18 protein-coding genes are annotated in these 20,726 nt (G+C 40.3%); 13 read left to right on the forward strand and 5 right to left on the reverse strand.

The genetic code is table 11. The annotated features are described in order from the left end of the window. Positions 1-30: 30 nt before the first annotated feature. Complete coding sequence (locus tag FSC11_RS05150; RefSeq protein WP_163165557.1) at positions 31-864, reverse strand: p-hydroxycinnamoyl CoA hydratase/lyase; 834 nt, start codon at positions 862-864, stop codon at positions 31-33. A gap of 262 nt (positions 865-1,126) precedes the next feature. Here FSC11_RS05150 and mhpT point away from each other — a divergent pair, with 262 nt between their 5' ends. The 3 genes from mhpT (at position 1,127) to FSC11_RS05165 (ending at position 3,737) form a co-directional block, all read left to right on the forward strand. After that, positions 1,127-2,365: a 3-(3-hydroxy-phenyl)propionate transporter MhpT gene (mhpT, locus tag FSC11_RS05155; RefSeq protein WP_163165559.1), complete on the forward strand. Its 1,239-nt coding sequence runs from the start codon at positions 1,127-1,129 to the stop codon at positions 2,363-2,365. 71 nt (positions 2,366-2,436) lie between these two features. Beyond that, entirely contained in the window at positions 2,437-2,883 is a 447-nt protein-coding gene (locus tag FSC11_RS05160) for a MarR family winged helix-turn-helix transcriptional regulator (RefSeq protein ID WP_004892388.1), read from the forward strand. Between the two features lie 164 nt (positions 2,884-3,047). Then, positions 3,048-3,737: a GntR family transcriptional regulator gene (locus FSC11_RS05165; RefSeq protein WP_127801141.1), complete on the forward strand. Its 690-nt coding sequence runs from the start codon at positions 3,048-3,050 to the stop codon at positions 3,735-3,737. A 108-nt stretch (positions 3,738-3,845) separates the two neighbouring features. On the opposite strand, the gene FSC11_RS05170 is transcribed toward FSC11_RS05165, so the two are convergent. Further along, positions 3,846-4,787, reverse strand: a complete 942-nt coding sequence (locus FSC11_RS05170; RefSeq protein ID WP_163165561.1) for a PDR/VanB family oxidoreductase — start codon at positions 4,785-4,787, stop codon at positions 3,846-3,848. A 57-nt stretch (positions 4,788-4,844) separates the two neighbouring features. Continuing rightward, complete coding sequence (locus tag FSC11_RS05175; RefSeq protein ID WP_075168017.1) at positions 4,845-5,918, reverse strand: aromatic ring-hydroxylating dioxygenase subunit alpha; 1,074 nt, start codon at positions 5,916-5,918, stop codon at positions 4,845-4,847. An 869-nt stretch (positions 5,919-6,787) separates the two neighbouring features. Here FSC11_RS05175 and FSC11_RS05180 point away from each other — a divergent pair. From FSC11_RS05180 to FSC11_RS05220, 9 genes are all read left to right on the forward strand, one after another. Next, on the forward strand, positions 6,788-7,720 hold the full coding sequence (locus FSC11_RS05180; RefSeq protein WP_163165563.1) for a LysR family transcriptional regulator: 933 nt from the start codon (positions 6,788-6,790) through the stop codon (positions 7,718-7,720). Positions 7,721-7,819: 99 nt separating this feature from the next. After that, a complete protein-coding gene (gene tcuA, locus FSC11_RS05185) occupies positions 7,820-9,214 on the forward strand; it encodes an FAD-dependent tricarballylate dehydrogenase TcuA (RefSeq protein WP_163165565.1) in 1,395 nt (464 codons plus the stop codon). A 3-nt stretch (positions 9,215-9,217) separates the two neighbouring features. Further along, positions 9,218-10,363 carry a tricarballylate utilization 4Fe-4S protein TcuB gene (gene tcuB / locus FSC11_RS05190; RefSeq protein ID WP_163165567.1) on the forward strand — a complete coding sequence of 382 codons (1,146 nt, stop codon included), beginning with the start codon at positions 9,218-9,220 and terminating at the stop codon, positions 10,361-10,363. A 43-nt stretch (positions 10,364-10,406) separates the two neighbouring features. Further along, positions 10,407-11,465 carry a Bug family tripartite tricarboxylate transporter substrate binding protein gene (locus tag FSC11_RS05195; protein WP_004892406.1) on the forward strand — a complete coding sequence of 353 codons (1,059 nt, stop codon included), beginning with the start codon at positions 10,407-10,409 and terminating at the stop codon, positions 11,463-11,465. 53 nt (positions 11,466-11,518) lie between these two features. Further along, on the forward strand, positions 11,519-11,965 hold the full coding sequence (locus FSC11_RS05200; RefSeq protein ID WP_100222411.1) for a tripartite tricarboxylate transporter TctB family protein: 447 nt from the start codon (positions 11,519-11,521) through the stop codon (positions 11,963-11,965). A 13-nt stretch (positions 11,966-11,978) separates the two neighbouring features. Continuing rightward, entirely contained in the window at positions 11,979-13,478 is a 1,500-nt protein-coding gene (locus FSC11_RS05205; protein WP_004892411.1) for a tripartite tricarboxylate transporter permease, read from the forward strand. Between the two features lie 49 nt (positions 13,479-13,527). Beyond that, on the forward strand, positions 13,528-14,595 hold the full coding sequence (locus tag FSC11_RS05210) for an AbrB family transcriptional regulator (RefSeq protein ID WP_163165569.1): 1,068 nt from the start codon (positions 13,528-13,530) through the stop codon (positions 14,593-14,595). Beyond that, the gene (locus FSC11_RS05215) at positions 14,595-15,530 is read left to right on the forward strand and encodes a DUF4116 domain-containing protein (protein ID WP_163165571.1); all 936 of its coding nucleotides are present in this window, start codon (positions 14,595-14,597) and stop codon (positions 15,528-15,530) included. Before FSC11_RS05210 ends, FSC11_RS05215 begins: the two co-directional genes overlap by 1 nt. Before the next feature lie 59 nt (positions 15,531-15,589). Next, positions 15,590-16,801, forward strand: a complete 1,212-nt coding sequence (locus tag FSC11_RS05220) for a DcaP family trimeric outer membrane transporter (protein ID WP_163165573.1) — start codon at positions 15,590-15,592, stop codon at positions 16,799-16,801. 528 nt (positions 16,802-17,329) lie between these two features. Here the strand turns inward: FSC11_RS05220 and FSC11_RS05225 are convergent. After that, positions 17,330-17,557: a hypothetical protein gene (locus FSC11_RS05225; RefSeq protein WP_004815297.1), complete on the reverse strand. Its 228-nt coding sequence runs from the start codon at positions 17,555-17,557 to the stop codon at positions 17,330-17,332. Positions 17,558-17,671: 114 nt separating this feature from the next. After that, positions 17,672-17,881 (reverse strand): cold-shock protein, encoded by a 210-nt coding sequence (locus FSC11_RS05230; RefSeq protein WP_004815299.1) that lies wholly within the window; start codon positions 17,879-17,881, stop codon positions 17,672-17,674. A 527-nt stretch (positions 17,882-18,408) separates the two neighbouring features. On the opposite strand from FSC11_RS05230, the gene katE reads away from it, so the two are divergent. Further along, on the forward strand, positions 18,409-20,529 hold the full coding sequence (katE, locus tag FSC11_RS05235; protein ID WP_163165575.1) for a catalase HPII: 2,121 nt from the start codon (positions 18,409-18,411) through the stop codon (positions 20,527-20,529). Positions 20,530-20,726 lie beyond the last annotated feature (197 nt).

Raw genomic sequence — 20,726 nt, forward strand, 5'->3', positions numbered from 1 at the left:
TCCATCATGACGAATGTGAATTGATACTGCTTAAGCAGGGCGTTTGTAAGCTTGAAGACCTGGCTTAATTGACTTGTCATCAAGGAATTGCTTCAGACCTTGTTCACGACCACCTTCATCATCACGATGATTACATTGATCCAGTTTTGCATATAAGTAATCTTCGTTTTGTTCCCAAGTTAGTTCACGGCAACGTTTGAAACCATTTTTCGCAGTACGCAGTACAACTGGATTTTTCTCAAGTAAGTTGTTGGCAAGTTCAGTTACTTCAGCACGAAGTTGAGCAAGTGGAACACTTTTATTGACTAAGCCCATATTGGCAGCTTCAACACCTGAAAAGGTCTTGCCAGTCATGATGTAGTACATCGCAGTACGGTGGCCAACTGTATCCGCCATTGCTTTGCTTACAAGGTTACCTGGTGGGATGCCCCAGTTAATTTCAGATAAACCAAAAGTAGCTTCGTTTGCAGCAATGGCAAGATCACAGGCAACCAGAGGAGAGAAGCCACCACCAAAACACCAACCGTTTACCATCGCAATTGTTGGTTTTGAATAGAAACGAAGTAAATGCCATTGCCAGCGAGATGCATCACGGCGAATACGTTCTTGGAAGATCTCCGGTTGATTATCAACTTCGCGGAAATATTCTTTCAAATCCATACCCGCTGTCCATGAATCACCAGCGCCAGTCAAAACAAGTACTTTCGCTGCAGGGTCAAGTTCTAAGGTTTCAAGTACATCTATCATTTCTTTATTGAGTGTTGGACTCATTGCATTTTTCTTTTCTGGGCGATTTAAAGTAACCCATGCAATACCTGCATCAACTTGTACATCAACGGTTTCCCAGCGGTTTTGATAAGACATGTGTTGCTCCTTAATGTTCGTTTTATGTCCTGATAGGATTTAATCTAATATCAGTTAAACTTACATTCAAGTCTTATTTTACATTTTTTTAAAATAATTTATAAGACGATGTAATTTAATAAAATAAATATTTAAATTGTAAAAATATAAAAATACATATTGATTAAATTATAAGTTTAGGTGATATTTTTTGAATTGCTTAGGACGGAAGGCAATACATAGGAAGTGTATGAATTAAAAAATTCTAAAAGGACAATAACGAATGGAAAATAGTGTAAGTAGCAAAGGTAAAGCTACGCTTACACTCGTATTGTGTTTTGCAATTGCAGTGTTTGAGGGTTTTGATCTTCAATCGATGGGCGTTGCAGCACCACGGATGCGAGCGGAGTTTGGCCTGGACAATGCCCAAATGGCCTGGGCATTCAGTGCAGCAATTTTGGGAACCTTACCAGGCGCAATCATTGGTGGACGGTTTGCAGACAAAATCGGGCGTAAAGCAGTTTTGTTAACAAGTATTTTAGTTTTTGGTGTTATGTCGGTGTTAACCGCCTATGCAGCAGACTATACCTTGTTACTGATTATTCGTTTCTTGACCGGTCTTGGGATGGGTGGTGCATTGCCAATGATGATTATTATGGCATCGGAAGCTGTGTCGGAGAAACATAAAGGGATTGCTGTCAGTATTATGTACAGTGGTATTCCATTTGGCGGTATGTTGACCTCATTTGTCGCGATGGCACTTGCAGGTGATGCGCAGTGGCGGCATATCTTCTATGTCGGTGGTTTTGCCCCGATTTTATTAATTCCCTTATTAATTAAACTCTTACCTGAATCGAAAGACTATTTGACAGCAGCGCAGCAAAAAACTTCGACACCATTCTTTGAAGTGCTGTTTGCCAAAGAACGTCGTTTCTCTACCATTCAGATCTGGGTCAGTTTCTTCTTTACCCTTGTGGTACTGTATTTCCTACTCAACTGGTTACCTCTGTTAATGGGTGCACAAGGCCTAGGTAAGACAGAAGCAAACTATGTTCAGATTGGCTATAATATTGGCGGTATATTTGGTTCGATTTTAATGGGCGTCTTGCTAGATAAAATTCGAATGAGTACTACGGTCAAACTGATTTACATTGGTATTCTAGTCTCGCTGTGTTGTCTGGCTATTTCACCAACCGTGGCATTACTTGTATTATCTGCTGTCGGATGTGGTCTATTTATTGTCGGTGGTCAGTCTGCATTGTATGGTCTTGCAGCCATGTTCTACCCAACTGAAATGCGTGGAACAGGGGTTGGTGCAGCAGTTGCAGTTGGTCGAATTGGTTCTTTTGCCGGGCCTCTTTTCGCAGGTATGCTGTTATCGCTCGGTTCAAGTTCAGCGATGGTCATTGGTGCAAGTATTCCACTGATTTTAATGGCAATGATCGCAGCGTTACTTTTGGTCCGTAAATCAAAAGTTTCACGGCAGGTCTCTGTATTAAATACGTCAACTCAAACTCAGTAATGTGATGACTTAAGTATGGCCAAATTGGCCATACTTTTTAATGGTTAGAATTTAAGGTTGAATTAAGTATTATGGAACATCAGTTAAATCAACTGCCAACCCTGAGCTATATGATAGCTCGTGTTGATCGTATTATCAGTAAATTACTGAATGAACGCCTAAAGCCTTTAGATATTACTTTGCCTCAGTTCACGGCATTGTCAGTACTCGCAGCAAAAGGAAATCTCTCCAATGCCAAACTGGCGGAGCGTTCTTTTATCAAACCCCAATCGACTAATAAAATTCTACAGGATTTATTAAGTAGCGGCTGGATTAGTAAGGAATCGGACCCATCTCATGGTCGTCGTATTCTTGTCAATGTCACTCAAGCAGGGTTAAATAAATTAAGCGAGTGTCGGGCAGTCGTTCAGGAACTGGAACAAACGATGCTAAAAGGCGTGGATATTAATCTGGCCTTTTTGATCAGGAATAATCTTGAAATCATGGCCATTAATTTACAGCATTTTCAGGAAGGATAATTTTCTATATCATCAGGTCGGATTTGAGTTCGTCTAGCTACTTTTCAATGTCTATTCTTGAGGAAGCAATAACTTAATAAGCTGAATAGGATCTTCATGACTTCTGTTGAATTATTTTCATGCACCCGGTAGCATCAGTACACATATTATAAATGAGTAAGTCCATGTCATCAGGTCAGCAAGTACTGATTGAACTTAGAAAAATGATTATTTCAGGTGAAATTCCGGGCGGTGCTCGCATGGCTGAAATTCCAACAGCAGAAATGCTTGGAGTTTCACGTCAACCGGTGCGTATGGCATTTAAACTGCTTGAGCAAGAAGGATTATTATTAAAAAATCCAACCCGAGGCTATACAGTTAGAGAAATTTCGCCCAAGTTGATTCAGGATGCACTTGAAGTGCGAGGAGTACTTGAAGGTCTGGCAGCAAAAAAATTGGCAGAAAAAGGGCTAAGTACGCAGCAAAAAGATCAGTTAATGCAGTGCATTATTCAAATAGAGCCAATATTTAAAAAAACTGAACTAAGTAATGAAGATATTGAAATCTATCATTATTACAATACCATTTTTCATAATACGATTATTCAAGGCTCAGATAATATCGCTATTGTACAGGCTCTGAGTAAGAATAATCAGCTACCCATGGCTTCTGCCCAAGCCTTAACTTATGATAAAAATAATCCGCTCTCAGAAATTCGCCGTCTGCATCATGCCCATATTCAACACTGTGCCATTTTCAATGCTTTAAAAAATCGTGATTCGGCACGAGCAGAGAGTCTGATGCGTGAACATAGCCATGTAGTCACTCTGGGCGATATGATACGTTCTATTTTTAATTCACATGTGCATTCCTAAATTTAAGCCTTTTCTTTAAATAAAAAAATCCCTTCTGAGGGTGCAGAAGGGCGGAAAGTGGAGAAAGATTAAACTGCTATTTTTAATGAGATAGCAGTTTTTTATTTTTTAAAGATCAATAATTAGCATTTTAGATTTTGCACGCGAGCAGCATGGAGTAAATTGATCTTGTGCCGCCTGTTCTTCTTCAGTTAAATACATATCCCGGTGGTCAATTTCACCCTCTACTACCTTCACTAAGCAGGTACCACAAATACCCTGTTCGCAAGAAACAGGAATACTTACCCCAGCAGCTTCAAGTGCTTGTACAGCTGTTTGGTCTTGTGCAACATGGATCAGTTGGCCGGTTTTTTGAACTTTAATATTGAAACTACCATCTTCACTAGTATCAATTGTTGGTGCACTAAAGTGTTCTTTATGAATATGCGTCTCAGGCCAGGATTGCTGTTGGGCAGTCTGGATCACGAAATCCATAAAACCTTGTGGACCACATACATAAACATGATGTGCTAAGTCAGACTGAGCAAGCGCACTTAGTAAGTTGCAATGTGTGGCGGCTTCATCATCAATGTGCAGATGAACTGAATCACCGAGAAGATTGAGATCCTCATGAAAAGCCACTGCCGAACGAGTTTTAACAAAGTAAAACAGCTTGAAAGATTTGTTCAGTCGTTTTAACTCTTTGGCCATTGCCAGAATCGGTGTAATCCCAATCCCGCCTGCACATAGGACTGCATGTTCAAGCTCTGTATTCAACTCAAACAGGTTACGGGGTTCACTAATCTGAATGCGTTGTCCCACCTGTAACTGTTCATGCATAAAGCGTGAGCCACCACGCGAGTTGGGATCATTCAGTACACCAATCACGTAGCGATGCTGCTCACTACTGCAATTCGCCAGTGAGTATTGGCGAATTAAGCCTTCGCCCATATGTACATCAATATGAGCACCTGCTTTAAAAGGAGGTAGAGGCTCCCCATTACAACTCATGAGCTCAAATGAATTTATTTGAGAATTGTGTTGATGGATCTGATGAATGGTCACTTCCATGTGAGTGCCGCTCCTAAAATTTAAAAAATCAAAATACTGTTCTAAAACTTTAACTATTTAACCAAGCGTGACTGACGGAATCTGCTCTTTGCCTGCAATCTCGTTAACCTGTTCTTGGCTAATCAGACGATCAATCACTTTGCGTGCTTGCACTCCGCCTGCATCAATATTCAGCATCAGCAACTTGCGGTCAGGATAGCGGAGCAGGTTTTGTTGTTGCTGTTCCAGCATGTCCAGATCTTCAGAGAAAATCTTGCCTTGTCCTTCACGGATCTGATCTGTCAGTTCCGCATTCTCTGGCTGGAAGTGACGGGCCATACCCCAGAAATACCAGTGAGAGGTTTCTGTTTCAGGCGTAATAAAGTCCACCACAATAGAAGATACTTTATGCTCGGCAGCTGCCTGATAGCCACCTTTACCTGCATGTGCTACGCCAACTTCAATATGAACATTACTTGGCGCAAAGAAATGACAGATCTGCCAGCGGTCTACCGGAACATCATCAGCCAGATTGTTGCCTCTTAATGCCATTTGCCAGAATGGAGGTGCATAGATATTTTCCATATGGCGTTCTGTAATGACATGATCCCCATCTATACGAGTAGTAGGTGCTGCTTCATCAATTTCTTTTTGTCCAATACTGGCTGAGTGAACATAAGTTTCATGAGTAAGATCCATTAGATTGTCAATCATCAGACGATAATCGCAATTGATGTGGAACAATCCACCACCATATGCCCATTCAGGATTATCTGCCCATTCAAGTTCAGGTAACTGATCTTCACTTGCAAGTGATTGGTCACCTGGCCATACCCAGATAAAACCGAATTTCTCTACAACACTGAAACTCTTATTACATGGAAAACCACGAACACGCTGTCCAGGCATAGCAACTGTCTTGCCATCACAGCCCATAACTAAGCCGTGATAACCACAAACTAGATTGCCATCCTCTACAAAGCCTAAAGAGAGTGGAGCACCGCGATGTGGGCAGAAGTCTTCTACTGCATAGACCTTATTTTCTTTACCACGATAAAACACCATCTTTTCACCACAGATCTGACGACCTAATGGCTTTTCGATAACTTCTTCAGGACGCGCTGCCACATACCAAGCATTTTTAATGAACATATTCTGATCTCCTTATCAATTGGATCCAATTTATGACTATTGATGCGAATAGTCAATATAAAATGTACAATAAAAGTATAAATTGGATCCATTTATAATATTGAGGGGTAAAATCTGCTTTTATGATTTACTGATGCGTAACTAGTTTCTTTAAGAAATACAACTTGTGAAAAATTGTTTTAACCTCTTTATTGTTGCTATCTTGAGCAGATTACGGATTCTGCCTAGTGTGAAGCATGGGAGAGTGAGTGCTATTAAAGACGTTCCTGTAAAGGGAAATAGTATAATTGCACAATTTGTATTAAGAACTATTTACTATTACCCAGTATTATTATGAAGGTTTACAAGTGATTGTGATCTTGTATAGATGCTCCGATTGCCTAAAAACTCATGCAGGGAGGTAATCAATAAGTAAGATATAAAATAGATAATATTTATACGGTATTTTTTACGGTATATGCTGTTAAGAATTAATTTTTTATATTTATTAATCAACAAGATAAAACTTTATTCTTGTCGCGCTGAGCGCACCATTTTATTGTTTGATCACATCTTATTTAATCCTGATATTATTAAAAATTAATAACTTATATCTGTCTATTGTCCGGTAATGTCCGAAGGCGTTTTAGGATACTGCAAGTTTTTACGGTATTTTTTACGGTACATCCTGTTTCTTGACAAAAATATACCGTAAAAAGATGCCTAAATTATTTATTAGTTTTACACAATCAAAAAATAAACAGCATTAGTAAAAAAAGATGAATATCTAAAACTTCAATACTTCTTTTTTTATCATTCTCTTAAGTAGCTTTACACCGTATATTGTATCTATCTAACATATTGCTATTAAAACGTATTAAGGGAACTGAGTGGAATTAAAACAGCTAAAATACTTTATCACAATTGTAGAGTCTGGAAGCCTGGGCAAAGCTGCACAAAAACTAGATGTTGGGACATCTGCTTTAAGTCAGCAAATTGCTAAACTGGAAGATGAACTATGCACCCGCCTATTAAGCCGTACTTCTACCGGGGTTACACCTACTCCAGCAGGGTTAGCTTTTTTCAAGCAAGCGCAATTATCATTACGTCATGTACAGTATGCAATCGAGGCCGCGCATTCTTCTCGTCTAACAGGTCATGTAAGCGTGGGCTTTTCACCAAGTATTGCATCTGTACTGGGCATACCATTTATGCAACTCATGTCCGAACGCTATCCGGATATCAAGATTCATTTAGTGGAAAGTTTATCTGGAAACCTCACCAATCTTGTCAATTCAAGACAACTTGATATTGCTATTATTTTTACACAGGACGTAGATGCCAATTGGTCTGTTCAGCCTTTATTAAAAGAACAAATGTTTTTAATGGCTAACAGAGCCTTATTACAACAACATGATTTAGAAAATTGTATTCAAAACGGCCAAATTGATTTGGAAAGAGTAGACTGTTTACCACTCGTTTTACCTAGCCAAAGACATGGTTTACGTAAGTTCTTAGACCAGAAAGTAGAGTTATTAGATGTTGATTATGAGGTCGATGGACTGCATTTACTGATGAACTGTGTCAGTCACTTAAATATGGCCACGATTCAGCCTGTGAGTGCTCACTTCGATTATCTTAAATCTGATATTTGCTTGTTGAAAGTAGTCGAACCAGAACTTGCCAGAATCAACTATTTAATTAGTATTTCAGAAGAAGAACTTTCTCCAGCAAGTCTTGCCACCAAAGTTGCAATAAAAATTTGTGTTAAGGAATTAATAAATAAAGGTTTATGGTCAGGTGCAGAACTATTAGACTTTTAGCCTATTTAATTTTATTAAACACCTATTTAAATTCAGCCTATCACTGAAATCCCTATTTTTAGTCTTAAATTGCATCAAATTCGAAAGGGAAGACATCGAATGCATGATGTAATTGTGATTGGCGGTGGGAATGCCGCATTATGTGCAGCACTCACTGCACGAGAAGCGGGTGCTTCAGTATTGCTTTTGGAGGCAGCTCCCAAAGAATGGCGAGGTGGAAACTCACAGCACACACGTAATTTACGTTGTATGCATGATGCACCTCAGGACGTGCTGATTGATGCCTATCCTGAAGAAGAATACTGGCAGGATTTATTAAAAGTTACTGCTGGTAAAACTAATGAGCATCTGGCTCGTCTCGTTATTCGTTCAACTGCAACCTGTCGTGACTGGATGCGTAAGCATGGCGTAAATTTTCAGCCACCTTTATCGGGTGCTCTGCACGTAGCGCGAACCAATGCCTTCTTTATGGGTGGGGGAAAAGCCCTGGTCAATGCCTATTTCAGAAGTGCACAAAACCTCGGTGTTAAGATTCGCTATAACACTAAAATTACCAAGCTGATCATTGAAAATGGTGAATTTATTGCAGCGATTGCAGAAGATGGCACACGCTTTGAGGGTGCTTCCTGTGTTCTTGCTGCGGGTGGATTTGAGTCGAACCGTAAGTGGTTACGTGACGCCTGGGGCCAAAATGAAAATGGCGAATGGCCAGCAGATAACTTCATTATTCGTGGCACACGCTTCAACCAAGGTAACTTGCTGAAATTCATGATAGACCAAGGTGCAGATATTATCGGTGATCCATCACAATCGCACTGTGTTGCTGTTGATGCACGTGCACCGCTTTATGATGGTGGCATTTGTACACGAATTGATTGCGTATCTTTAGGCATTGTAGTGAATAAAAATGCCGAACGCTTTTATGATGAAGGCGAGGACTTCTGGCCAAAACGTTATGCGATCTGGGGACGCCTGGTAGCCAAACAACCGAACCAAATTGCCTACTCGATTATTGATTCAAAATCAGTGGGGCGTTTCATGCCACCTGTATTTGAAGGCACTAAAGCGAATACGATTGAAGAGCTTGCTGAAAAACTCAATCTAGATGTTGTAACACTATCTAAAACCGTCGCGGACTATAACCAGGCTTGTGTCAAAGGCGAATTCAACCATACTGTTCTCGACAACTGTCATACCGAAAACCTGACACCAGCTAAAACTCACTGGGCTGTGCCTTTGGATCAGCCACCATTTTATGCTTATGCATTACGTCCGGGGATTACTTTCACATACCTAGGATTGAAAGTCGAAGACGATGCGGCAGTACGTTTTAATAATAAACCAAGTCCCAACTTGTATGTAGCAGGCGAAATGATGGCAGGGAATGTGTTGGGCCAAGGATATACCGCAGGTGTAGGCATGTCGATTGGCACAACCTTTGGACGTATTGCTGGTAAAAATGCGGCAAAAGCTGCATTAAAGCAGGGAGTTTAAAATATGAATGCAAATGTAAAGACTTTAATTCCTGTAGTGCAGCTAACCGATAATGAACAACAAGTAAAACAGGCTTTGCAGATTTGTAATGCCTGCCGTTATTGTGAAACGTTCTGTGCTGTATTCCCTGCCATGACGAAACGTCTTGAGTTCACTCAGGCAGATATTCACTACATGGCTAATCTTTGCCATAACTGTGGTGCCTGTCTGCATGCCTGTCAGTATGCACCGCCACATGAATTTGGTGTGAATATTCCACAAGCGATGGCGCAAGTCCGTCTGGAAACCTATCAGGAATTTGCAGTACCTGCTTCTTTTGGCTCAATTTATAAGAAAACCGGTATTCCATTGGTTTCTGCAATGTCTGTGCTTTTCTTCTTGCTCATGTTGGGTGGTGTTTGGCTAAATGGTACTGATTTATTCGGTCGCTACCAAGGTAATTTCTATGCGATTTTTCCGCATAACTTCTTGGCAGTGTTGTTCGGCTCAGTATTTATTGTGGCATTCATTCTACTCGGTTTAGGGATTGCGAAATTCTGGAGACAGACTTCAAAAATTATTCCAGAAGGTGTGGCACAACCAGATATTCTACAAGCCTCTAAAAATGTACTAACGCTAAAATATCTGGATGGTGGACATGGTAAAGGCTGTAATGAAGAAGATGATCGTTATACCCAGATCCGTCGTATTTTCCATCACTTCACTATGTATGGCTTCTTACTTTGCTTCGCTGCGACCAGTGTTGCGACACTTTATCACTACTTCTTAGGTTTACAGGCACCGTATGGTTACACCAGCTTGCCTGTCATTCTGGGAACACTAGGTGGCTTAGGTTTGGTGATTGGTCCAATTGGCCTTCTATATCTGAATATCAAACGTCATCCTTTGCATGGTGATGCAAAACAGAAACCAATGGATCGCGGCTTTATCTTCTTACTGCTGCTGATCAGTATTACTGGCCTGGCTTTATTGGCTTTCCGTGATACTTCAGCGATGGCTTTATTACTGATTATCCACTTGGCTACCGTAATGACCTTCTTCCTGACTATTCCTTTCGGCAAGTTTGCCCATGGATTCTACCGCAGTGCGGCCTTATTAAAATTTGCAGTCGAAGAGCGTGTTGCAAAACATCGTGCAAAAACTAAGTAAAGATTTAAACACCCAAACCAGAACAGGACCATGGAGGTCGATGATGGCTATAGGTAAGAGATTTAAAAACCTAAATGGACAACAAGTAAGTTATAAGGAAGTAACAATCATGAAAAATCTAAAATTAATTGCAGTCGCATGCGCCAGTTTAGCAGTCGTAGGATGCGGCACTGGCAATGCATCTAAAGATCCTGGTCAGCCAAAGCGCCCTGAATGTATTGCTCCAGCCAAACCAGGTGGTGGTTTTGACATGACCTGTAAGCTTATTCAGTCAGGTTTTAAACAGACTGAAACCCTAAAAGACCCGATGCGTGTGACTTATATGCCGGGCGGTGTCGGAGCAGTCGCGTATAACAAGATTGTGAATAACGATCCGGCAAATAATAACGCGGTGATTGCATTTTCTACTGGTTCACTTTTGAACCTGGCACAAGGGAAATTCGGTAATTTTACTGAAAAAGACGTGAAATGGCTGTCTGGTGTGGCCGTAGATTATGGTCTGGTTTCTGTACATAAAGATTCACCATTAAAAACGCTGGACGACTTAATGAAAGCCCTGCAAAAAAATCCAAAAGCAATCAGCTTTGGGGGGGCAGGTAGTGTAGGCGGCCAGGACTGGATGCAAACTGCCATTCTGGCGAAGAAAGCTGGTGTGAACCCTGCTGATATGAGCTTTGTGGCACTTGAAGGTGGTGGTGAAGTCCTGACTTCGCTGCTTGGTCAACATATTCAGGTGGGTGTGGGGAATGTCAGTGAAGTAGGCGCTCACCTCGAAGCAGGTAATATCCGAATTCTGGCTGTTTTCTCTGACAAACGTTTAGAAGGTAAATTCTCTCAGCTACCAACTGCAAAAGAGCAGGGCTATGATCTGGAATGGCCTGTAATTCGTGGCTTCTATATGGGTCCAAAAGTCAGTGATGAAGCCTTTAACTGGTGGAAAAATGCTTTTGATCAAATGATGGCTAACCAGAAGTTCGATGCAGTACGTGAAAATCAAGACTTGTTGCCATTCGAGTTGACCGGTGAAGAACTGACTGCTTATGTCTATAAGCAGACTGCGGAAATGCGTCAGTTATCTGAAGAATATAAATTGTCAAAATAACAAAAGAACTGAGTTGAAAACCATTTTCAGCTCAGTTTTTGTTTTGAGGGTAGATGATGAAATCTGAACGTATTCTTACGGGCATCATTGCGGTCTGCGGATTATTTTTACTGATCTATGCTTGCAGTTTTGAAGCTCCAATTTCCTACGATCCAGTAGGACCCAAAGCCTTTCCAATTTTACTAATGGGCTTAATTACAGCAAGTGCAGTCTATCTGACCGTACGTCCAGCCATCATGTTTGAACCGGTTGAACTGGGATGGACCAAGCATTTGCTGGGCAAGCTAGTGCTGTGTGTACTGGCCTTGACCGTGTATGCAGTTATTTTTGAAGGGTTCGGCTTTATCGTTGCGACCTTACTCATGACCATTGCAGTGGGCAAGCTTTTTAATGGCAAAACCATTCCAGTGGCAATCACAGGTCTGGTTCTCAGTATGTGTACCTACTACCTGTTTGACCGTGTACTAGACGTGCCATTACCACTCGGATTCTTCGGTTAAGGATGACAACGATATGGATATATTAAATTTTTTAATGATGGGATTTGAAGTTGCCTTACAACCACAAAATCTTCTTATTGCTTTTATCGGTGCATTTATTGGTACGATTGTCGGTCTATTACCGGGCTTAGGACCAATCAATGGTGTAGCCATCCTGTTACCGTTTGCTTATGCGCTCGGCTTACCTGTAGACAGTGCTTTAATTCTCTTGGCAGCAGTTTACTTAGGTTGTGAATATGGTGGTCGTATTTCTGCAATTCTACTCAACGTACCGGGTGATGCTGGCGCGATTATGACCACCCTGGATGGCTATCCGCTAGCACAGCAAGGTAAAGCAGGCATTGCATTATCACTGTCCTCCGTTAGTTCGTTTATTGGGAGTACGATTGCTTTTATTGGAATCGTATTGTTTGCACCGTTATTGGCGAAATGGGCGATTGCCTTTGGACCAGCAGAATACTTTGCATTGATGGTGTTTGCCATTGTCTGCTTAACTGGTCTGGTGAGTACGCAGCCATTTAAAACCCTAATCATGGCGCTGATGGGCTTAGCGCTATCAACCGTTGGGATGGATGCCATTACCGGTGTATATCGCTTTACTTTTGATAGTGTTGGTCTTAGTGATGGTATCGCCTTTACTACTTTGGTGATCGGCCTATTTAGTGTTAGCGAAATTTTATTGATGCTAGAACGTACTACGATTGGCAAAGTTGTGCTGAAACAAGGTAAACGCTCATTATTTAACGTCAAAGAATTCTTTAGCGCATTGGCTACCATTATTCGTGGCTCTCTGATCGGATTCTTCTCTGGAATTTTACCAGGCGCAGGTGCAACTGTAGCAAGTGCGATGGCCTATACCACTGAACGTAAAATGGCACGTGACAACAGTCAGTTTGGTAAAGGGGATTTACGTGGTCTGGCAGCGCCAGAAAGCGCTAACAATGCAGCAGCTTGTGGTTCATTTGTACCAATGCTGACTTTAGGTGTACCTGGTTCAGGAACAACTGCGGTCATGATGGGTGCGTTAATGATGTATAACATTACCCCTGGCCCACAATTATTTAGTGAACAGCCAACATTGGTGTGGGCACTGATCGCATCTCTAATGATCGGTAACATTATTCTGCTGGTCTTAAACCTTCCATTGGTTGGCTTCTTTGCCCGTATGTTAAGTGTGCCAAGCTACATTCTGATTCCGATTATTGCGACAGTGAGCTTTGTTGGTGTTTACGCCATTCACTCCAATATCTTCGACCTATTGCTATGCATGGGCTTAGGTGTAGCGGGTTATGTATTAAGAAAATTTGACTTCCCATTGGCACCGCTAATTCTTGGCTTTGTTTTAGGCGAGTTAATGGAGTCGAATCTACGTCGTGCGTTATCTATTTCTCAAGGTGAACTCAGCATCTTGTGGAGCAGTAATATCAGCATGGGACTTTGGTTGATGTCAGCATTGTTACTGATTCTTCCAGTAGTACGTAAATACCTGTTCATCAAAAAGCATCAAGCTTAACTAGACAATAATAATGATCAGTTTGTGCTGATCATTATTGCTTAGGATTATGAAAACAATAATGTTAAATGCCAAAGGATTGGCCATTGCTCTGCTTGGGGCAATACTCGCGAAATATCTGCATATTCCTTTGCCATGGCTACTCGGGCCGTTGCTGGCTGCATTATTCATGGGAAGTGTTGGAAAGCCATTGTCCTGCCATTCTCACTGGCGTAAAGGAGGGCAGATTATTATTGGTATGGCACTCGGTCTATATTTTACCCCAGCCTTGGTACAAGCCATTTCTGCGTATTGGGGCTTCATTCTGCTCGGTATTCTGTGGTCGCTGGTGCTGGGTACCATGTTGGCAGTGCTGCAATATCGGATCAATAAACTGGACTGGGCCACTGCATGGTTTTCTTCAGCAATTGGCAGTGCCAGTGAAATGGTTAATATTGCCGAGCAATACAATGCCCAGGTCGATAAAGTGGTGGCTGCACATAGTCTGCGGATTGTGATTTTGGTAGTGCTTATACCAATTTTTATGGGACTGTATTTTCAGGTTGAATGGTCTGATCTGATCGTGCAGGATACTGAACGTTATGGATTTGATCAGGTTCTGCTGCTTTTTTTACTGGCTTTATTTACAGGCAAAATCTTTCAATATTTTAATTTTCTTAATGCTTGGATTTTAGGTCCACTGACGATCATTGGTCTTTTGTCTTTTTTTGGCATTTTACAATTTCGCTTTCCAGAGTGGTTTATTGCCTTTGGGCAACTCTGTATTGGCTGGTCGTTAGGCAGCAAATTTCCATTTAGTTTCTTAAAAAACAGTAAAAAATTTATCGGATTGACTGTTTTATTCAATTTATTGGCATTGGCATTGTCTATTATTTTTGCCTTGCTATTGATTCGCTTAAGCCATGCCGATACTCAGATTCTGATTCTAGGGCTATCTCCCGGTGGAATTGCTGAAATGTCCTTAATGGCGAAAGCCTTGGGACTGGCTGTGCCGATTGTAGTGGCTTTTCAGCTTTCACGCCTGATTTTTGTGATTTTAACTACTCGTTTTTTTTATCAACGTAGCCTGCAACTTCTTTTTAAATCTATGAATAAATCTCAGGAGATGGATCACTGATGAATAGTGACGTGTATATACGGATTTCATATAAAGATTGGCTGTATCAGCTACAGCATGATGGCTTGCTTTTAAAATATATCCCTCATCAGGATATCCAGTTGTGTACAGTGGCGGTTAAAACTAATCCTAGAGCGCTTAAGTACGTACAAGTGCAAAATGATGAAATGTGCTTACTCGCTGTTTCAAACTGTGGTGATACGCTCAAATATGTCAAAAATAAAACTCATCGAATATGTCTAAAAGCTTTAGAAAATGAAGGATTAGCGATTCGCTATATTGATAATCCAACAGCAGAGATGTGTTTAACTGCAGTTAGACAAAATGGTTTTGCTCTTAAATTTATTCAACAACAAAATGAATTCCTGTGTAAAACAGCTGTCTTTAACAATCCTTATGCAATTAAGTATGTGCACGATAAAACTCAGGAAATATGTCTATTAGCAGTTCGAGCTGATGGAAATACATTGCAATATATTCCTCGGACCACTGATTTAATTTATGAAGAAGCTGTTAAATCAAAGCCAGAAGCAATTCAATATATTCATGATCAAAGCGAGCATATTTTAAGACTTGCGCTTAAGAAAAAACCTTACGTTATTCAATATGTCACAGAATGCCATGAAACTGTCTGGTTAGATGTGATCCAAAAAGATTCATCATTTATCAAATTTTTAAAGAATACCAATGAAAAATTAATCATTCATGCCATTCGGCAAAATCCAACCTCTATTAAATACCTTGACGAACAACCTGAAAATTTATGCAGATTGGCCATTTCTCTGGATTATGAAGCGATTGCAGGAGTGAAACATCAAACCGAAAGCGTATGTCTGTATGCACTTTCCAAGTCTAAGCATGCGATTAATTTTATTAAGCAAAAATATAAAAGTGAAATTGTGAAAAACAAGTATCTAGAACTATATGGAGGATAAAACAAAAAACTGATTTTTAATGTGTTGGATGAAATTGGATTCACTTTTAAAGGATTAATATGAAATTTTATAATTTAGCTTTTATATTTATTGGTAGTACGGTTATTTCCACAGCATATGCTGATCAAACAGCGCTTACAGAAATTGAGAAATTGAAGTCAGAGGTTGCTGAGCTCAGACAAATATTACAGGCCCAACAAATCTCAGGGACAAGCAGAGATTTTCAGCAGGAACAAAAAACACCAGCAGTAAATAAGTGGTTATCAAAATCTGGTGCAGAAATTAAGCTCTATGGCTTTATTCGTGCTGATGCTGCTTATCAAATCGAAGGCGCAAAAGGCATGTTTAATAGCATCAATAGCGTAGCGCTAGAAGGAGATGTCAATAAGAAATCTACTGAAGATCGTTTGGATTCGACATTAACAACCACCCGCATTGGTTTGGATTTTAAGTCGCCATTTCAGAATGCTGATGTCGGCGCTAAAGTTGAAATCGATTTCCGTGGCGGTACAGATAAGGATACGGTCAGATTACGTCATGTCTACATGACTTATAACAACTGGTTAATCGGTCAAACTACGTCGACCTTCTTGTCGACCGAAACCTCACCAGAAATGCTCGATTTCAATACTCCACTCGGTGGAGGAACGACACGTACTCCAATGGTGCGGTATACAGATCAACTAAATGCCAATACACAGTATTTTGTTGGATTAGAAAAAGGTAATGACGAAAACAGGTTACCTGCAGCTACGGCAAAATTGAGTCATAAATTTGCGGAAGGCACCGGTTTAGTCACTGCACGAGGACTTTTACAAGAAGTACGAGTACGTGATCTGGATGATGAGACAGAGCTAGGTTGGGGGATTGGTCTAGGGGTAAATTATAAGCCAGATAATCAACTTATTTTGAATGCTAATTACTCGCATATCTCTGGAGATAATAAATTTTTATTAGCAACTTCTGATAACAAACGTTATGTACAGCGTGGCAATGATATAGATCTCATTGATTTTGATGCTTTTACATTGGGTGCAACCTATAAATTTACTCCTCAAATCAGAAGTACTTTGGGCTATGGCTCTGTAATTTATGATGATAACAACGCCAACAGTAATAATCATTTACAGCAAGGCTGGTTAAATGTCATGTATAACCCGATTAAACCCGTTACGTTGGGTATGGAATATGTCTATGGTGAACGCGAGACTGTTGAAGGTAGAACAGGAAATGATAACCGTATAGAAATCATGGCGAAATATGATTTTTAAAATAGCGGGGCTAAAAGGGTAGAGAGATTTCTCTATCCCTTTTAATGGAGTTTGCTAGCTTATTTAAGCTTAGAACTATTTTATTTCACACTTAATATCTATAGGAAACATCCTATAGAGTTCTTTCATAAATTATTTTTTAATCATTAAAATGAAATTCCTCTCTCCTTGTAGGAGATGAGCAGCATTGCTGTGCAAAGGAGAGGTTATATCTAAGAAATCTCCCTTATCCTCTTGCGAAGTAATACTTCTCATCCTAAAGGGAGAAGGAACTTTCAATATCCATTTAAATATGAATATAACGATCATTTTTTGATTTATGAAATAGATCTTATATAGAAGATGTTTTTTTTTAATAAACAGAGTAGTCATTAATGAAGTTCTGACTCAGAATAAATTAAAATTCAAAATATAAAAAAAGGAAGTCATCTATAAGACACTTCCTCATAAAAAAATAAATTTTATCGCTATCTTTGATTAAAAATAGATCAGGATTCAAATGCATCTTTTTTTAATGCAAGTAAAAGATTACATGATTCTCTCTTTAAACTTAAATAGCTCATTACTTTGAGCATAGAAAGACCGACCGTCCATATTTAAGTCAACTTCAAGACCTGACTGTAAAAGAACTTTCTTGCCAACTTCGACCCATTTAAAGCCTTGGCGGGTATTTTGCTGTTTATTTAATGGGATAAGAGAAACCAGGATTTCAGTGCCATTGGCTGCTTTAGCAATTAAATTATTAAATTGATTCATTGTGTTACCTATTATTTTAATGTTTCTTCTATTTTTGAAAATAGAATAAAACTAGGGATTTCAAAAAATGAGAGGGAGCCTGATGTGCAGGCTCCCTCTAATGAATGTTGTCGATTAAAGAGCGACAATATTCACAGCATTAGGACCTTTTTGACCTTCAACAATGCTGAAAGAAACCTGTTGGCCTTCAAATAAAGTTTTGAAACCTGAACTGCTAATTTCTCGGAAATGAGCAAAAACGTCTGGACCTGATTCTTGTTGAATAAAGCCAAAACCTTTAGTTTCGTTGAACCATTTTACTGTGCCAGTAACTGTATTAGACATAAAATAACCTTTTGATTTTTAGTATTTTTCGAATTAAATAAACGAAAATATGCTGAGAATAGGAAAGAATTGAAATGATGATCTGAAAAAACGAATGCTTATAAAATAATTAAAAACGACGATACTTAAAGAAAATAGAATAACAACACTTTGTATTTGATAGTCATCATACATGATATATCAAAATATTCAATAAAAAATTAAATTATTATACAAATAATTTATAAGAGACTGTTCATGCACAGATTATTAATCGTCTTAAGTCCTACTTGAAACTATTTTAAGTCACGTCTTAGCATTTGCTGAATACAGACTTCTCCTTAAACATTAATTGATCTATACACGGTGTCACAAAGCGCTACAACTTCCACGTATGCCCCATAGTATTTTAGAAAGGCGCCTAATAAGCGATATAACTCCTTTGAATGTGAGTGAACAATCGCCGTCATTTAAATAATAGAAGATAAAAAACAAAAGCTTAAAGCCAAATTTGTTTTTTATCAAAAGGGTAATAATAAGGAAGTCACATGAAAGATACCAAGAGTGAGCTAGCAGGTACTGATCGTCCGGATTTGAAAAATCATAATGAGAAGAATGCCCAGCTTGATGCATACCGTCGTGATGCAACTGGGCAGGCTCTGACCACCAACCAGGGGGTGAAAATTTCTGATAACCAGAATAGCCTGAAAGCTGGTACCCGTGGTGGAACTTTGCTGGAAGACTTTATCTTTCAGGAAAAAATGACGCATTTTGACCATGAGCGTATTCCTGAACGTATTGTGCATGCCCGTGGTGTGGCAGCACATGGTGTATTTAAGGCTTATCCTGGCAATGAGCGCTTTACCAAAGCTGGATTCCTGACCGATACTGAGCGCGAAACTCCCATGTTTGTCCGCTTTTCTACCGTACAGGGTCCACGAGGTTCAGCGGATACAGTACGTGATATTCGCGGTTTTGCGATGAAGTTCTATACTCAGGAAGGGGTATATGACCTGGTGGGAAATAATGCACCAGTATTCTTTATCCAGGACGGAATCAAGTTCCCGGATTTCGTGCATGCGATGAAGCCTGAACCACATACCGAGATTCCTACTGCACAGACTGCGCATGATACATTCTGGGATTTCGTTTCTCTTGTACCTGAAACTGCCCATGCGGTGATGTGGGCAATGTCTGACCGTGCTATTCCACGTAACTTCCGTTCAATTCAGGGCTTCGGTGTCAATACTTTCCGTATGATCAATGCGGATGGTGAAGCAGTTTTTGTTAAATTCCACTGGACACCAAAACAAGGTCTGACCCAGCTGACTTGGGATGAGGCACAAAAACTGGCAGGTCGTGACCCGGATTTTCATCGTCGTGATTTGTATGATGCAATTGAGTCAGGCAATTATCCAGAATGGGAACTAGGTGTACAGATCGTGCCTGAAGCTGATGAGCACAAGTTTGATTTTGACCTGCTGGATGCGACTAAACTCATTCCTGAAGAGCTTGTACCGGTTACACCAATTGGTAGCTTTGTACTTAACCGTAATGTGGAAAACTTCTTTGCAGAAACCGAGCAGGTGGCTTTCTGTCCGGCACATATTGTACCGGGGATTGATTTCTCGAATGACCCATTACTACAGGCACGTGTGTTCTCCTATACCGATACACAGTTGATTCGTCTGGGTGGACCAAATTTCCACCAGATTCCAATTAATCAGCCAGTTTGCCCATTCCATAATAATCAGCGTGATGGTTATCATCAGCGTGCGATCCATCGTGGACAGGCCTCTTATGAACCAAATTCTATCGATAATAACTGGCCAACGGAAACCACACCGGCAGCGTCGAATGGTGGTTTCGAAAGTTATGCCGAGCGTATTGACGGACGTAAGATTCGTGAGCGTAGTCCATCATTTAGCGACCACTTTACCCAGGCACGATTGTATTACCGTAGTCTGACGCCATATGAACAACGTCATGTGGTGAATGCGTATGTTTTTGAGCTGAGCAAGGTGCAACGTTTGTATATCCGTGAACGTGAAGTGCTAGAAATTCTGTGCAATATCGATCTGGATCTGGCTCAGCAAGTGGCAACCAAACTGGGGATTGTAATTCCGCCAGAAAAACTGAATGTGGAATTGCCGGAAGTAACGCCATCTAAACGCATTTCTCTGGAAGCCTTCCCGGCGCCCGATATTAAGGGCAAGAAAATTGCTGTTCTAGTGCATGACAAGGTTAATCAGGCGAATGTGGATGCGGTATTGGCTTGGGCCAAGGAGGAAAGTGCCATTGCTGAGGTACTCGCTCCGACACCTGCACCTGTATTGAGCAGCAATGGTGCAGAAGTAATGGCAGATGGTATGCAACGAGGTGAGCCATCAGTACTTTATGATGCCGTTGTTATGGTCGATGGTGATAATTATGACCAGGTGTTGAAAGACGGCACGGCAAAACACTACATCATTGAAGCTTACGTACACTTAAAGCCAATTGTACTCTTGGGTGAAAAAGCTGATCTGATCAATACTTTAGGCCTGGTCGCTGATGAAGGCACGCTTTCACATCAAGACTTCAAATCCGTCGCTATGGAATTAAAGCAACTGATTATGAAACATCGTGTTTGGGCGCGTGAACCAGTGTCAGAAATGATTCCAGGTTAAAACAAGCCAAGTCAAAAAAAACTCCCTCAATTGAGGGAGTTTTTTAAGCTGTATATTTTAAATCAATCAGCTCGTATCTATATGTATTTATCCATAAATGCATTCTGTTCAAATGCAATCCAAATGAGCGCCACAAAACCTATCCAGATGATTAAAATCCTTATAAATTTTCATGATTGATAACTGGATTCATTATT

Origin of the sequence: Acinetobacter schindleri (genome assembly GCF_010918895.1) — a bacterium.
Taxonomy (GTDB): Bacteria; Pseudomonadota; Gammaproteobacteria; order Pseudomonadales; family Moraxellaceae; genus Acinetobacter; species Acinetobacter schindleri.